10 protein-coding genes are annotated in these 15018 nt (G+C 68.4%); 2 read left to right on the top strand and 8 right to left on the bottom strand.

Annotated features, from left to right (window positions below):
- Nucleotides 1-10 precede the first annotated feature (10 nt).
- From pilO to WAF18_RS04930, 3 genes are read right to left on the bottom strand one after another with little or no spacing between them, the layout of a single operon-like run.
- Nucleotides 11-685 carry a type 4a pilus biogenesis protein PilO gene (pilO, locus tag WAF18_RS04940; protein WP_337244144.1) on the bottom strand — a complete coding sequence of 225 codons (675 nt, stop codon included), beginning with the start codon at nt 683-685 and terminating at the stop codon, nt 11-13.
- Nucleotides 682-1287 carry a PilN domain-containing protein gene (locus WAF18_RS04935; RefSeq protein WP_337244143.1) on the bottom strand — a complete coding sequence of 202 codons (606 nt, stop codon included), beginning with the start codon at nt 1285-1287 and terminating at the stop codon, nt 682-684. Before WAF18_RS04935 ends, pilO begins: the two co-directional genes overlap by 4 nt.
- Complete coding sequence (locus tag WAF18_RS04930) at nt 1287-2345, bottom strand: pilus assembly protein PilM (protein WP_337244142.1); 1059 nt, start codon at nt 2343-2345, stop codon at nt 1287-1289. The genes WAF18_RS04935 and WAF18_RS04930 overlap by 1 nt, the downstream gene beginning before the upstream one ends.
- Nucleotides 2346-2533: 188 nt before the next feature.
- Here WAF18_RS04930 and WAF18_RS04925 point away from each other — a divergent pair, with 188 nt between their 5' ends.
- Together WAF18_RS04925 and WAF18_RS04920 are read left to right on the top strand one after the other, a co-directional pair.
- Entirely contained in the window at nt 2534-5092 is a 2559-nt protein-coding gene (locus tag WAF18_RS04925; protein ID WP_337244141.1) for a penicillin-binding protein 1A, read from the top strand.
- 108 nt (nt 5093-5200) lie between these two features.
- The gene (locus WAF18_RS04920) at nt 5201-5845 is read left to right on the top strand and encodes a hypothetical protein (protein ID WP_337244140.1); all 645 of its coding nucleotides are present in this window, start codon (nt 5201-5203) and stop codon (nt 5843-5845) included.
- A gap of 568 nt (nt 5846-6413) precedes the next feature.
- Here the strand turns inward: WAF18_RS04920 and WAF18_RS04915 are convergent.
- The 5 genes from WAF18_RS04915 to WAF18_RS04895 all read right to left on the bottom strand — a co-directional run bounded on the left by WAF18_RS04915 (nt 6414) and on the right by WAF18_RS04895 (nt 14915).
- Nucleotides 6414-7706 carry a citrate synthase gene (locus WAF18_RS04915; RefSeq protein ID WP_183427563.1) on the bottom strand — a complete coding sequence of 431 codons (1293 nt, stop codon included), beginning with the start codon at nt 7704-7706 and terminating at the stop codon, nt 6414-6416.
- A 244-nt stretch (nt 7707-7950) separates the two neighbouring features.
- Entirely contained in the window at nt 7951-8202 is a 252-nt protein-coding gene (locus WAF18_RS04910) for a type B 50S ribosomal protein L31 (protein WP_183427564.1), read from the bottom strand.
- Nucleotides 8203-8295: 93 nt separating this feature from the next.
- On the bottom strand, nt 8296-9234 hold the full coding sequence (locus tag WAF18_RS04905; RefSeq protein ID WP_337244139.1) for a nucleoside hydrolase: 939 nt from the start codon (nt 9232-9234) through the stop codon (nt 8296-8298).
- Between the two features lie 55 nt (nt 9235-9289).
- The gene (locus WAF18_RS04900) at nt 9290-10102 is read right to left on the bottom strand and encodes an OmpA family protein (protein ID WP_337244138.1); all 813 of its coding nucleotides are present in this window, start codon (nt 10100-10102) and stop codon (nt 9290-9292) included.
- 61 nt (nt 10103-10163) lie between these two features.
- Nucleotides 10164-14915, bottom strand: a complete 4752-nt coding sequence (locus tag WAF18_RS04895; protein WP_337244137.1) for a YadA-like family protein — start codon at nt 14913-14915, stop codon at nt 10164-10166.
- Nucleotides 14916-15018: the final 103 nt, after the last annotated feature.

The raw sequence follows: 15018 nt of genomic DNA, 5'->3' as shown, positions 1-15018 counted from the left end.
AACGCGGCCATCAGGGCGTCTCCCCGGTCGCGGCGGCGGCCGCCTGCTCCTGGGCCGCGGTCTCCTCTTCGTCGAGGTAGCGGTAGGTCTTCACCGTGCCCGAGAGCTCGAGCACCGAGTTGGGGCCGATCGCACCCAGTCCGCCGCTGTCGTCGCCACGGGGTTTGAGCGAGATGTCGTGCATCGTCATGATGACCACGCGCGGCAGCGACGCAACGCCGCTGACGAACGCGCCGAACTGGTGATAGGTGCCGACCATGCGCAGCGCGATCGGCTGCTCGGCATAGAACTCGCGCGGCATCTCGGTGCCGGGCCGGAACAGGTCGTTCTGGATGCCGGTGGCGATCGCGGTTTGCGAAATGTCGGTGATCAGGTCCGGCATCTCGGTCTTGCTCGGCAACTGGCGCAGCATCTGCTGCAGTTGCTGCTCCATCTGCGCGAGCTGCTGCTTGAGCGGTTCGAGGTTGGCGGCCTTGCCCTGCTTGGTCTCGAAGTCGTTGCGCAGTGTGGCTTCCTGCTCTTCCAGCGTGCGCAGGTCGTTGCCCTTGTCGCGGGTGATGCCCCACCACAGCAACGCGAAGATCAGCAGGCCCACGACCACGCAAGTCCCGATGCGGTACTCGCGCGGCCAGGCGCCGACATTGTTGAGGTCGAGCTCGCGCAGCGACACCTTCTTGCGGCTCACGGGGCGACCTCCTGAGCGGGTGCGGTGGGCGCAGGCGTCGTCGCGCCGGCTTCCTTGGCCGCCGGCGTCGAGAGCTGGACATTGAGCGTGAACGCGTACGGCAGACCCGGTACGCCGTCGCGAGCCTCAATGACCGCCAACTGCGGGTTGGTCATCCAGCCCGAGCCTTCAAGTGCACGCATATAGGTGCTCACGCGCGCGTTCGACTGCGAGCGCCCCTCGAGCGTCAGCATCTGCCCTTCCTGCTTGAGCGAGGTCAGCAGCACGCCATCGGGAATGGTCCGCACCAGCTGGTCGAACAGGTGCACCATCTGCGAGCGGTTGCCCTGCAGCTCCTCGATCACCGCCTTGCGTGCCAGCAGGCGGGCCCGCTGCCGGTCGAGGCTGTCGATCTCGACAATCTCGCGATCGAGCTCGGCGATCTGCTGCTGCAGGAAGGCGTTGCGCGCATGCTGCCCGTCGAGCTGCGCGTTGTAGTACATGTTCACAAGCAGCCACAGCACGATGCCGGCCACGGCCGCGAGCGCGGCCATGATCCCGAATTCCTTCTGTCGCTGCCGGCGTCGCTCGGCGCGCCAGGGCAGCAGGTTGATCCGCGCCATCAGTCGAAACTCCGCAGTGCCAGGCCGCAGGCGATCATCAGCGCCGGTGCATCCTGGGCCAGCGCCTGCGCCTGCACGCGCGGGCCGAGTGTCATCTGCGCCAGCGGGTTGGCCAGTACGCTTGGCACACCGAGCTGTTCCTCGACCATCGCCGCCGCGCCCGGGATCGATGCGCAGCCGCCGGCCAGCACGATCCGGTCGACCCGGTTGAAGTCGCTACCGGCGTAGAAGAACTGCAGCAGGCGGCTGATCTGTTGGACCATCGCCTCCTTGAAGGGCTCGAGCACCTCGACCTCGTAGCTTTCCGGCAACCCGCCCTGGCGCTTGGCCAGGCCCGCCTCTTCGTAGCTCAACCCGTAGCGGCGCATGACCTCGTCGGTGAGCTGCTTGCCGCCGAACACCTGCTCGCGCGAGTACAGGCTGCGGCCGTTGCGCAGCACGTTGAGGGTGGTCATCGTTGCGCCGACATCGACCAGCGCCACGACACCGTCCTCGGCGATTCCGAGCGTGTCGGCGACCAGCGCGAACGCGCTTTCGATCGCGAAGGCCTCGACATCGATCACCCGGGCGACGAGCCCGCCGAGCTCCAGCGCCGAGGCGCGCAGCTCGACATTCTCCGAGCGCGAGGCGGCCAGCAGCACCTGCACGGTGTCGGGGTTGCCGGGCGAAGGGCCGAGCACCGCGAAATCGAGGTTCACTTCCTCGATCGGGTAGGGAATGTAGTTGACCGCCTCAAGCTCGATCTGCGACTCGAGCTCGTCCTCGTCGAGATCGGCGGGCATCGGGATGGTCTTGGTGATCACCGCCGAGCCGGCGACGGCAGCGGCCGCGTGCTTGGCACGGGTGCCCGAGCGGGCCACGGCCCGCCGGATCGCATCGCCGACGGCTTCAGCCTCGACAATGGCTTTTTCGACCACGGCGTTGGGCGGCAACGGCTCGACCGCATAGTGCTCGACGCGATACCGGTTGCCCTGCCTGGACAGCTGGAGCAACTTGACCGCAGTCGAACTGATGTCGATGCCGACCAGCGGCACGTGGCTTTTTGCGATAAGCCCCACAGAGTGCTCCCCTTCGCCACGGGCGCATCCGCACGCCGCGTGTCCCGGCGCATTAGATAACGGACTTTCCCCGCGATGGCAACAGCGCAGCGCTGTCCGGCGCCTCGCGCAGGGCCTTGCCGAGGGGCCGTGCGAGGCCGTCGCGGCCGCTCAGAGACCGGCCGGCGATGGCGCCCTATACTGCGCGGATGAGACCCGATCCCGCGTCGCCCCCCCGCCCCCGCACCTCCCGTTTCCGCCGCCTGCTGCGCTGGGTCCTGATCCTGGGCCTGGTGCTGGCCGTGCTGGCCACCGTGGCCGCCGGCATCCTCTACGCCGCCGTGGCCTCCAAGCTGCCGGACGTGGAGATCCTGCGCGATATCGAGATGCAGGAGCCGATGTATGTCTATTCCCGGGACGGCAAGCTGATCGCGCTGTTCGGCGAGACGCGGCGCTATCCGGTCAAGATCGACCAGGTGCCCGAGCGCCTGAAACAGGCGTTCCTGGCCACCGAGGACGCGCGCTTCTACCAGCACGGCGGCATCGATTACCGCGGCGTGGCCCGCGCGCTGTGGCTGTTGGCGACCACCGACGACCGCCGCGTGCCCGGCGGCTCGACGATCACCCAGCAGGTCGCCCGGCAGTTCTTCCTAAGCTCGGAGTACAGCTTCACCCGCAAGTTCGCCGAGATGCTGCTGGCGCGCAAGATGGAGCAGAACCTCAGCAAGGACGAGATCTTCGAGTTGTACCTGAACAGGAGCTTCTTCGGCAATCGCGCCTATGGCGTGGCCGCGGCGGCCGAGTTCTATTACGGCAAGTCGCTGGCCGAGCTCGATCTGGACGAGATGGCCTCGCTGGCGGCGATCCCGAAGTTCCCGTCCAGCGGCAATCCGATCAGCAATCCCGAGCGCGCACGCGAGCGGCGCGACGTCTACGTGCTGGCGCGCATGCAGGAGCTGGGCTACATCACGCCGGCCGAGTCGGCGGCCGCACGCGCGGTCGAGATGCACGCCAGCCCCCACGAGCGGCCGATCGAGGCGTACGCGCCCTATGTCGCCGAAATGGTGCGCCTGGAGATGGTCGCCCGCTACGGCGGCGACGTGCTCACCCGCGGCTATCACGTCACCACGACGATCGACCCGACGATGCAGGCCGCCGCCGAACTGGCAGTGCGCAACGGGCTGATGACCTACGATCACCGCCACGGCTGGATGAAGCCGGCGGAGACCTTCGAACTGGCGGCCGACGAGGACGCGGCGACCGCCGCCCGCCGGCTGCGCGGCATCGCCCCCCAGGGCGGCCTGCTGCCGGCCCTGGTGCTGCGCAGCGGCGACGGCACCGCCGACGTGGTCCTTGCCGACGGCAGCACCGTCACGCTGGACGCGGCCAGCAGCCGCTGGACCGGACGCGCGCCGTCCGCCCTGCTCGCGCGCGGCGACCTCATCCGGGTGCGCCGGATCGAGACCCCGGCCAAGGTGCCCGCCAATGCCGATCCCGAAGCGCCGGCGCCGCCGCCCACGGTGAGCTGGCAGCTCGACCAGTTGCCACGCGCCCAGGCCACCCTGGTGTCGCTGGAGCCCGACAACGGTGCGATCCGCGCGCTGATCGGCGGCTTCAGCTTCGCGGGCAGCAACTTCAACCGCACGACCCAATCGCGCCGCCAGCCTGGCTCGAGCTTCAAGCCGTTCATCTTCGCCGCGGCGTTCGAGAAGGGCTTCAACCCGGCCTCGATCGTGCCCGATGCGCCGGTGTTGTTCAGGATGCGCCGCGGGCAGGACTGGCGCCCGCAGAACTCCGATGGCCAGTTCCGCGGGCCGATGCGCCTGCGCGAAGCGCTGGTGCAGTCGCGCAACCTGGTCGCCGTGCGCCTGCTCGACATGATCGGCGTGGATTACGCCCGCCGCTACATCAGCCACTTCGGTTTCGACGAGTCGCAACTGCCGCCCAACCTGTCGATCGCGCTCGGCACACCGTCGCTGACCCCGCTCGATGTGACCCGCGGCTATGCGGTGTTCGCCAACGGTGGCTTCCGGATCAACCCGTGGTTCATCGACGAGGTCCGCGACCGCGAGGGCACGTTGGTGTTCAAGGAGAACCCGGCACGCGCCTGCCGTGGCTGCGGCAACGACGGCCGCCCTGGCCAGTCGGCTGCGCCGTCGCATGTCGTCGACGGCTTCAACCTGGGGCCCGCATCAGCGCAGCGCACCGTCACCGAGGCACCGGAACAGGACGCCGCGCCCGAGCCCGAGGCGCGCGCCGATGGCCAGGCGCCGGTCATGGCCGAGCGCGCGATCGACGAGCGCGTGGCCTACCAGATGATCTCGATGATGCGCGATGTCGTGCGCCGCGGCACCGGGACCGCCGCGCGCGTGCTCGAACGCGAGGACGTCGGTGGCAAGACCGGCTCGACCAACGAGCATCGCGACGCCTGGTTCTCCGGCTTCGGCGGCAACCTGGTGACCTCGGTCTGGGTCGGCCGCGACGACAACCGTTCGCTGGGCTACCGCGAGTACGGCGGGCGCGCTGCGCTGCCGATCTGGATCGACTTCATGCGGGTCGCCCTGGACGGCGTGCCCGAGGCCAGCAACGAGCCGCCCGAAGGCATGGTGCGTGTCTCGGTGACCGCCAGCGGGCGATTGATGCCGGTCGGCGCCGAGGGCGGCGGCATCGTCGAATACGTGAAGGCCGAGGATCTGGAGCGGATGGAGTCCGAGGTCGATCTGCGGATCGACGACGTGCCGGCCGAGGAAGCCTTCGACATCTTCTGATCACGGGCTCGCGATGCCTGAACCCATCGCGCCGCCCCCGGCGCGATGGCTTGACCGTCAAGGGCGGAGGCGTAGAGTCGGAACGTCGCTCGACACGGGGGAATACGCATGCATCGCGCACGCCAGCATGCCGGGGCCCGCACCCGCGAACGTCGCCACCGACTGGCGCACGAGGCCGCCCGGCTCATGGCCGAGGGCGGCATCCACGACATCCACCAGGCCCGGTTGAAGGCAGCCGGTCGACTGGGCATCCACGACGACGCCTCGCTGCCGCAGGACCAGGAGATCGAGCAGGCGCTGGGCGAATACCGCCGCCTGTTCTCGCCCGCCGCGCATGCCGACGCGCTCCAGCGCAGCCGCGAGGCCGCGCTGGAGGCGCTCACGTTCTTCGCGCCGTTCCAGCCCCGCCTGCACGGTGGCGTGCTCGATGGCACCGCCGATGCCCAGGCGCCGGTGCAACTGCACCTGCACAGCGACGATGCCGATGCGGTGCAGCGCTTTTTGGTCGACCAGCGCATACCGGCCCAGGTGCGCAGTCGTCGCATCCGCCTCGACCGCACCCGCCGGGAGGATTGCCCGATCTGGGCCTTCCACGCCGGCGAGGTGGCCTTCGAACTGACCGTGCTGCCGGCCAATGCGCTGCGCCAAGCGCCCCTGCGCGCCGACGACGACCGGCCGATACGCCGGGTGTCCGGAGCGCAGTTGCGCCAGCTGCTCGCCGTCGGGTCGGCCGGGCACGACGACGGCGTCTAGCGCGCCGCGTTACACAGCGCCCGATGACAGCGAATGCGCCCCGCCTCTCTCGCGCTCGGGTAACGAGCAGAAAGGAATGGCCTCCGCGAAGCCATAAGAATCCTGCGTCTGCTCGCTCGATCGGGGCGATCTTCACCGGAGCTCGCGTCGCAGCGGCCAGGACGCGGTCCGGCCTAGCGAAGCGCGCCAAAGCATTCATGGCAGCTGTACGACATGCCATGTAGGCAGTTAGCACTGGCCGATGACGGACTCACGCCGCGTGGTCCGCTATGGCATCCCGGGCCAGGACGACGCACTAAGCCCAAAGTGTGCGACTTCCTTCAGCGGGCGACGCTGCGCCCGTCCGAAGTCAGGTTGCCAATGTCCGCAGCAGCGGACTGGCAGCCGGTGGCCGCGTCAAGCGCGCCATGGATGGCGCGCGCCCGAGTCAAGGCAGGATGCCTTGACCGAGGGAAGAGCGGCTACCGGCTGGCAGGCCGCTGCCCTTCCGAAGTGGAACTGGCGGGAGAACGAAAAAAAGAAACCGCGGAAAACCGCGGCTTCTTTTGAACGCAGGGTCGGCGACGCATCAGCCCTTGCGGTAGTCGCGCACGTCGTAGCCGGTGTAGATCTGGCGCGGACGCCCGATCTTGGCCTCCGGATCGACCTGCTGCTCGAGCCAATGCGCCACCCAGCCGGCGGTGCGGCCGATGGCGAACATCACCGTGAACATCTCGGTCGGGATCTTCAGCGCCTTGTAGATGATGCCGCTGTAGAAATCGACGTTCGGGTAGAGCTTGCGCTCGACGAAGTACTCGTCCTTGAGCGCAGCCTCTTCCAGCTTCATCGCCACTTCCAGCAACGGATCATCGATCCCCAGCTCGCCGAGCACCTTGTGGGTCATCTCGCGGATGATCTTCGCGCGCGGATCGAAGTTCTTGTAGACGCGGTGGCCGAAGCCCATCAGGCGGAACGGGTCGTTCTTGTCCTTGGCGCGAAGGACCGCCTTCTCGACGTTCTTCGCATCACCGATCTCGGCCAACTGCTTGAGCACCGCCTCGTTGGCGCCACCGTGTGCCGGGCCCCACAGCGCGGTGATGCCGGCGGCGACCGAAGCGTACGGGTTGGCACCGGTGGAGCCGACCAGGCGCACGGTCGAGGTCGACGCGTTCTGCTCGTGGTCGGCGTGCAGGATGAACAACAGGTCCATCGCCTTGGCAACGACCGGATTGAGCTCAAGCGGCTCGCTCGGCACTTCGAACATCATGTGCAGGAAGCGGTCCACGTAGCCCAGGCTGTTGCGCGGGTAGCGGATCGGCCAGCCGATCGAATAGCGGTACGCGGCGGCGGCCAGCGTCGGCATCTTGGCCAGCAGGCGGATCGCGGCGAGGCGGCGCTGCTCGGGATCCTGCAGGTCCAGGGTGTCGTGGTAGAACGCCGACATCGACGCCACCGACGCGGCCAGCATCGCCATCGGGTGCGCATCGTGGCGGAAGCCCTGCAGGAAGCACTTGAGCGACTCGTGCATCATCGTGTGATGCGTGACCTCGTGCTCGAAGCGCCCGAACTCGTCCTTGGACGGCAGTTCGCCGTTCATCAGCAGATAGGCCACTTCCAGGAAGCTGGAATGCTCGGCGAGCTGCTCGATCGGGTAGCCGCGGTACAGCAGCACGCCCTGGTCGCCGTCGATATAGGTGATCGCGGACTTGCAGCTGGCGGTGGCGGTGAAACCGGAATCGTAGGTGAAGCAGCCCGTTTCCTTCGGCAGCTTCGAGATGTCGATGCAGGGGTTGCCGAGCGTGCCATGCAGGACGGGCAGCGTCACCGACTTGCCGGCGGCATCGAGCGTGACCTGTTCGAGCTTGGAATTGGTATCGGACACTGAAGAAGACTCCTCGTTTCCCGGAGCGGCGGATGCTCCGGTGGGGCGGGCGCGGCGCGTGCCGCAACGCGTCAATTATCGCATAGCGCCCCGCGACACGCGGTCACTGGGTTGCGGGAACGTCGAACACGACAACGCCCACCGCACCGGAGATGCGATGGGCGTTGCGCACAAACGGCGACGGCCGCCAGCTGGCGGCCGCCTGCGCACACCGGATGCGTCGCGCGGGCGACGCGCGTTCCAGTTACTGCTTCGCGTAGCGCTTGCGGAACTTGTCGACGCGACCGCTGGTGTCGATGATCTTGTTCTGGCCGGTGTAGAACGGATGCGTGGCCGAGGACACGTCGATCTTGACCAGCGGGTATTCGTTGCCGTCGTCCCACTGAATCGATTCCTTCGCGGTGGCCGCGAGGGTCGAGCGGGTGAGGAACTTGAAATCCGAAGTCACGTCCTGAAACACGACTTCACGGTAATCCGGATGGATGTCGGCCTTCATGGCGGCACCAGTTTGCGCAGGGAAAGAGCGGCATTATAGCCGGCGCTCGGCCCGGCCGGCAAGGGCACCTGCCGGCGGGTGCCCAGGACGGGGTCAAACCGCCTGCAGTGCCTCGCGGACCAGGGCGTGGAAGCGCACACGGTCGTAGCGCATCAGGATCGTGACATTGTCCGGCCGACCGAGCTGGCGCTGCCAGTCGACGATCGTCGCGCCGCGGGCCGGCCCATGGTCGAGCACCACATCCACCGGCCGGGCGACGGTCTCCAGCACCCCATCGGGCGCGAGCACCCAGGCCATCGCCAGCGCATCCGCGCTGTGCCACTCGTCGCCGCGACGGTCGGCCGACCACTCGCGCGTCTTGCGCGAGATGGCCTCGTAGAAATCCGCGCGCGCGCCGCCTGCCTGCATCCAGGCCAGCACCTCGTCATGCGGCAGGCCGTGGGCCACCGTGGCTTCCCAGTCCGAAAGTTCGAACGTCGGGAACGCGTCGAACACGATCTTCGCGGCCTCGGGATCGAAGTACACATTGAACTCCGCGCTCGGCGTGATGTTGCCGTGCCCGGTGACCGCGCCGGCCATTGTCACGAAGCGCGCCACCCGCGAGGGCAGCGTCGGATCGAGCTTGAGCGCGAGTGCGATGTTGGTCAGCGGCCCCAGCGCCACCAGCACCAGGCTGCCGGCGTGCACATGCGAGAGCCGCAGGATCGCCAGCGCGGCATGTTCGTCCTGCAGGCCGTGCGCTGCAGGCGCGTAGCCGACGTCGCCGAACCCGTCGTTGCCGTGCACGTAGGCCGCATCCGGCGCGGGGTGCAGCAAAGGCGAGGCGCTGCCGGCGTAGACCGGCACGTCGGAGCGCCCGACCAGCTCGCACAGCTTCAACGCATTGGCCGTGGTGTGATGCAGGCCGACATTGCCGGCCGCGATCGTCAATCCGACCACCTCGTGCGCGCGATCGTTGAACGCGAGCAGCAGGGCCAGGGCATCGTCGACCCCGGGGTCGGTGTCGATCAGCAGGGGAATACGGGCGTCCATGCCGCATTATCCCCATCACGGCCGCGCACGGCCAGCCGCGACGAAACGACGCCGCTCAGGGAACGGCAGCCGTCACCCGGCGCTGCATCATGATCTCGACGCGGCGATTGGGCGCCAGGCACGCGATCTCGTCCACGCCGTGCAGTCCCTCGCAGGCGACCAGCGGTTCGCGACTTCCGCGGCCTTCGACCGAGATCCGCGTCGCCGGTCCACCGCGCTGCGCGAGATAGTCACGCACGGCTTCTGCGCGCCGACGCGAGAGTGCATCGTTGGCGGCGGGGCGGCCGATCCGGTCGGCGTGACCGACCACCTCGATCGCCTCGATGCCATCCAGCGCACCGGCGCGCTCGACCAACGCATCGAGCGTGCGCCGTCCCAACGGCGTCAGCTCGGCGCGGGCGAAGACGAACGTGGTGTCGGCCGACAGCAGCGCGACTCGCCCGCCCGCAGTCGTCACGCCGCCGCCGATGCCGATATCGCGTGGCCGGGCGCGCTCGGCGCAGGCGGCCGGCATCCAGTGCATGTCGCGCACCTGACCGGTCTCGTCGAAGCGCAGCTTGAGCTGGCAACGCGCCACCTGGCCTTCGGCCTCGCGGAAGTTCAATACGTAGTCCCACTCGCGCACGCCGAACACGCCTTCGGAGAAATGCGGGGGCCCGAGCAATCCATAGAGCTGGTCCTTGCTCAGCCCGGGCCCCAGCGGCTGCAGTGCACCGGCGGTGGGATAGGTGCCGCCATGCGGCTTGGCCGAAGCGGGATCGGGGAATCGTGGCGCCTCATCCGCGCCGCCGGTCGAAGCACAGGCGGCGAGCCCCGCGGCGAGGACCAAGGCGCAAGTGCGGATGGAAAAGCTCGGGATCGAATGCATGCGGGTCTCCTTCAGTCGCGTTCGAGGCAAGCGGCCCCGCCCGAAGACGGGGCCGCTGCAGTCACCATTGCAGGCCGGCGCCCATCGTGAAGCCGACATCGTTGACGGTGTTGGTCGTGCCGCTGAACTTGTAGACCCAGCGCCCGTTCTCCGAGACCGTCGTGATGCCGACCGCAAGCCCGGCCTCGCGCTCGTAGCCGCTCACCGCCGCCGAGACCATGCTCTTGCCGGGCATGTAGGCCTGCGGCAGCCCCGCGACCGCCATGGCCGCCGCGACGCCGGCGCGGTACCCGCGGTCGATCTCCCAGATGTCGGACTGCATCTGCCCAACCCGCATGTCGGTGTAGGCATTCGCCTCTCCGATCGCGCGCCCGATCCCGGCGTTGAGCTGGTTGACGTTAACCGCGTCGGTTCCCGCGGCACCGGCCCGCACGTTGCGCACCATCACCTCGCCGCCGCCCTGGTTGAGCGTGATCTGGGTCGGATTGGCGCTGCCGTCGGGGTTGGTGTCATATCGCACCGTGCCTTGCTCGGACGCACGCAGCTGCGCCACGTTGACCGCGTCGGTGTCCTGGGTGCCGGCCGCGACATTGACCACCTGCCGCTCACCACCGGCGCTGCCGACCGATACCGTGCCGGCGCGATCGGCCACCGAGCCCTGGCCCAGCGCGACGGCGCCCTGTGCCGTGTCGGTCACGGTCGCCCCCTGACCGATCGCAGTGCCCCCACTTGCTGCGACCGTGGAGCCCTCGCCCACCGCGACCGCCTCACTCGCCGTGGCCTGCACCGTGGCATTGGCACCGACCGCCGTGCTGTTGTCGGCATACACTTTGGCATTGCCGCCGATGGCCGTGTCGTTGCCGCCCGCCGCATAGCTGTCGCCGCCGATGGCGACACCGTAATCGCCGCCGGCCGACGCATTGCTGCCGATCGCGACCCCGCGTTGGCCATCGACGGTGGCGTCATCGCTCCCATCACGGACGCCGTCCACGACCACCAGCGGGTCGCCGCCACCGGTACCGGACGGTAGGTTGTCGATGCGGTTGTTGACCTGGGTCAGGCCGGTGTCGAGCGCGGCCAGCGCAGCGCCCACCGAATTGTAGAACGTGCCCTGGATCATGTAGTCCGGTGGGACCAGGCCGCCGAACGGATCGACCGCGGCACCGCCACCGAAGATCGCGGCCATGCTCGAAATGCTCGCAAACATCTGCCCGCCGTTGATGGCCTGCAGGCTGCCGGCTGCGATCTGCCCGGCTGCGAGGTTGTCGATCACGGTGCCGCCGCTTCCGCCCAGCGTGATGCGCGCCATGTCCTGCGCGTCGTAGCGCACCGCGAACGCATCCAGGTCACTGATCTGACCCTCCACCGCACGCAACTGGCGGACATTCGCCGCATCGGTGTCGTCAACGCCGTCATCCACGCCGCTGAGCCGCCGCGCATCGCCATCGACGTTCGCAAAGCTCACTTCGTCGCCGGCGGTCTGCGCGCCGACCGTCATCACCAGCGTGCCCGGATCCTGACGCACCAGACCTGCCGTGCCGTCGAGCAGGTTGTTGATCGTCGTGGTGTTGCTCGCGGTGCGGCCGTCGAGATTGTCGAGCGCGGAGCCGACATCGCCGAAGTCGGCAGTCGTGCCGGTATCGCTGCCATCGTCGAGCGTGTACACCGGACCCGTCACCGCACCGGTGGTCGGGTCGATCGCCGCGCCGCCGCCCAAGGCCGCGACCACTGGTGCCAGCTGGCCGACATTGACCGCGTCATCCACTGCCACGCCCGCCGCGACGTTGCCGATCGCGGTGCCGCCGGCGCCGGCCAGCGTGACCCGGCTGTAATCCGGATTGCCGTCGGCATCGGTGTCGTAGCGCACCGCGGTCGCGCCCAGGTCACCGACATCGACGACCAGATCATCGAACGCGCCATCCACCGCGTCGAACGCATCGCCCACATTGGTGTAGTTGCCGCCGCGAATCACGTAGGTCGGCGCAGAGATCGTGCCGTCGGTGTTGACACCCGCGCCGCCGCCCAGGTGGTCGGCCACTGAACCGGCGACGCCGAACAGTTGCGCGCCATTGATCGCCTCGCTGCTGGTCGCGCTGACCTCGCCCGCCGCGACATTGCCGATCGCCGTGCCGCCGGCGCCCGCCAGTGTGATGCGACTGTAGTCCGGGTTGCCGTCAGCGTCGGTGTCGTAGCGCACAGCAACCGCCCCCAGGTCGTCGATGTCGCCGACGACGTCGCCCAACTGGCCCACGTTCACCGCATCCGTCGCCTCGACGCCAGCGGCGACGCCGCTGAGCCGCCGCGCATCGCCCGCGACATTCGCAAAGCTCACCTGATCGCCACCGGTCTGCGCGCCGACCGTCATCACCAGCGTCCCGGGATCCTGCCGGACCAGACCTTCGGTGCCGTCGAGCAGGTTGTTGATCGTCGTAGTGTTGCTTGCGGTGCGGCCGTCGAGATTGTCGAGCGCCGAGCCCACATCGCCGAAGTCGGCGGTCGTGCCGGTATCGCTGCCATCGTCGAGCGTGTACACCGGCCCCGTCACCGCACCGGTGGTCGGGTCGATCGCCGCGCCGCCGCCCAAGGCCGCAACCACTGGCGTCAGCTGACCGACATTGACCGCGTCATCCACTGCCACGCCCGCCGCAATGTTGCCGATCGCGGTACCGCCCGTGCCGGCCAGCGTGACCCGGCTGTAATCCGGATTGCCGTCGGCATCGGTGTCGTAGCGCACCGCAGTTGCGCCCAGGTCACCGAAGTCGTCGATCAGATCATCGAACGCGCCATCCACCGCATCGAATGCGTCGCCGACGTTGGTGTAGTTGCCGCCGCGGATCACGTAGGTCGGCGCAGAGATCGTGCCGTCGGCGTTAACACCCGCGCCGCCGCCCAGGTGGTCAGCCACCGAACCGGCGACGCCGAACAGTTGCGCGCCGTTGATCGCTTCGCTGCTGGTCGCGCTGACCTCGCCCGCTGCGACATTGCCGATCGCGGTGCCACCAGTCCCGGCCAGCGTCACCCGGCTGTAGTCCGGACCGCCATCGACAGCGGTGTCGTACTGCACCGCCAACGCGCCGAGGTCGTCGACGGCATCGGCCACGTCAGTCAATTGGGTGACATTCACCGCGTCCGTCGCCTCGACACCGGCGGCCACGCCGCTCAGCCGCCGCGCATCGCCACCGGCGTTCGCAAAGCTCACCTCATCGCCGCCGGTCTGGCCGCCGACCGTCATCACCAGCGTGCCCGGATCCTGCCGCACCAGACCTTCGGTGCCATCGAGCAGGTTGTTGATCGTCGTGGTGTTGCTTGCGGTGCGGCCGTCGAGATTGGCGAGCGCGGAGCCGACATCGCCGAAGTCGACCGTCGTGCCGGTGTCATTGCCATCGTCGAGCGTATACACCGGGCCTGTCACCGCGCCGGTTGTCGGGTCGATTCCGGCGCTGCCGCCCAAGGCCGCGACCACCGGCGACAACTGGCCGACGTTGACTGCCTCGTCATCCGCCACGCCCGCCGCGACGTTGCCGATCACGGTGCCACCTGCACCGTCCAGCGTGATCCTTCCGAAATCCGGCACACCGGTGCCGTTGTCGTCATAGCGGACCGCGAACTCGCCGACGCCATCGACTTCCGCCAGCGCCCCTTGCAACTGCGCGACGTTGACCGCATCGGTTGCAGCGCTGCCCGCCGCGACGTTGGTCAACTGCCGGGCGGCAGTGGCCGTGCCGATCGACACTTCGCCCGCCGAGGTCTGTGCAATTGCCAGGCCGGGCGCGGTATAGCCCGTCTGCGCGCCGCGCACCGTCACCGAATCGGCGCCCAGCGCGACGCTGTTGGCGTGTACCGAACTGGCGTTTGCGCCCAGGATCGTCTGTCGGTCTGCCGTACCCGACGCGTTATGACCAATGACCACCGCATTGCCAAGCCGCGCGGCGTAGTTGCCGTCGGGACCCCCGGTCCAGCCGAGGTCGGTCGCGGAAATGGCCGGCAACACGTGGCTGGCATTGGTGCCCATGACCACCGTGTTCGAGCCGTTGGCCGCCGCACCATCGCCGACGATGATCTGGTAGTCCTGCGCGGGCAAGGTGTCCCAGGTGTAGGTGCCCAGCACGCCCGGCACGCAGACACCGATGCCGACGACCAGTTCGCAGTCCGGATCGTTGTTCTGTCCGGCGTAGTTGCCGATCGGCACGTTGATGTAGCTACCCGAGCTTGCGCGACCGATGATCGTGGTGTGGTCGGCCTGGCGGTTGCCGTTGAGGTCGAGCACATCGGGGATCGTCAGCAGATCGGTGCCGAGCAGCGATACCGACTGGAACGCGTAGCTGAAGTTCTCGCGCGCGATGGACAGGCATTCGTCGGGCAGCAACGTGCCGTTACCGAGCAATCCACAGGCACGGTACTCGTTGGAGATCGGCAGCAGGAAGTTGGTCAGATGCTGCACCAGCCCGGGCAGCGTACCGCCGGTCAGGCCACCTGGATCGATCACCCCCATGGGCGCGACACCGCCAGCGATAGCGCGCGACTGGCCCATCATCGCGGTGTTCGACCAGACGGGCAGCGCGCCACCGGCCAGCACCCGCTCATTCTCGTTGAGGTGCCGCTCGACGAGTTCGGCGATTTTTTCCGGGTCCGCCGCCGACGGCCCGATCGTCCGCTCCTGGGCGGCCGCGCTTGCGATCGCCGGCAAACAGACGATCGCCAGCACCGCAGCACGCACGCGACGCCCGTCGCGGACGCGCCGGTCGGCCAGTTCGGATGCGACGACGTAGGCCCCGAGCGCACGGTTCCAGATCCTGCAGAAGACCTTGTTCATCCCGCTTCCCTCGCTGTTCATGAGGGCTCAAGGGAACCGCGCCGCGCCACGGGTGTGAATCAGACGATTCTCAAAAATCGCGACTGTCGTCACAGACGACAGG

The organism is Luteimonas sp. gir (assembly GCF_037198055.1).
GTDB lineage: Bacteria > Pseudomonadota > Gammaproteobacteria > Xanthomonadales > Xanthomonadaceae > Luteimonas > Luteimonas citri_A.
The sequence above is the reverse complement of the archived record's forward strand: the minus strand, read 5'-3'. Positions and strand labels throughout refer to the sequence as shown.

Coding starts and splice junctions, on each gene's coding strand:
- WAF18_RS04935 (WP_337244143.1), bottom strand. CDS start 1,287: ATGGCGCGGATCAACCTGCTGCCCTGGCGCGCCGAGCGACGCCGGCAG.
- WAF18_RS04925 (WP_337244141.1), top strand. CDS start 2,534: ATGAGACCCGATCCCGCGTCGCCCCCCCGCCCCCGCACCTCCCGTTTC.
- WAF18_RS04920 (WP_337244140.1), top strand. CDS start 5,201: ATGCATCGCGCACGCCAGCATGCCGGGGCCCGCACCCGCGAACGTCGC.
- WAF18_RS04910 (WP_183427564.1), bottom strand. CDS start 8,202: ATGAAGGCCGACATCCATCCGGATTACCGTGAAGTCGTGTTTCAGGAC.
- WAF18_RS04905 (WP_337244139.1), bottom strand. CDS start 9,234: ATGGACGCCCGTATTCCCCTGCTGATCGACACCGACCCCGGGGTCGAC.
- WAF18_RS04900 (WP_337244138.1), bottom strand. CDS start 10,102: ATGCATTCGATCCCGAGCTTTTCCATCCGCACTTGCGCCTTGGTCCTC.
- WAF18_RS04895 (WP_337244137.1), bottom strand. CDS start 14,915: ATGAACAAGGTCTTCTGCAGGATCTGGAACCGTGCGCTCGGGGCCTAC.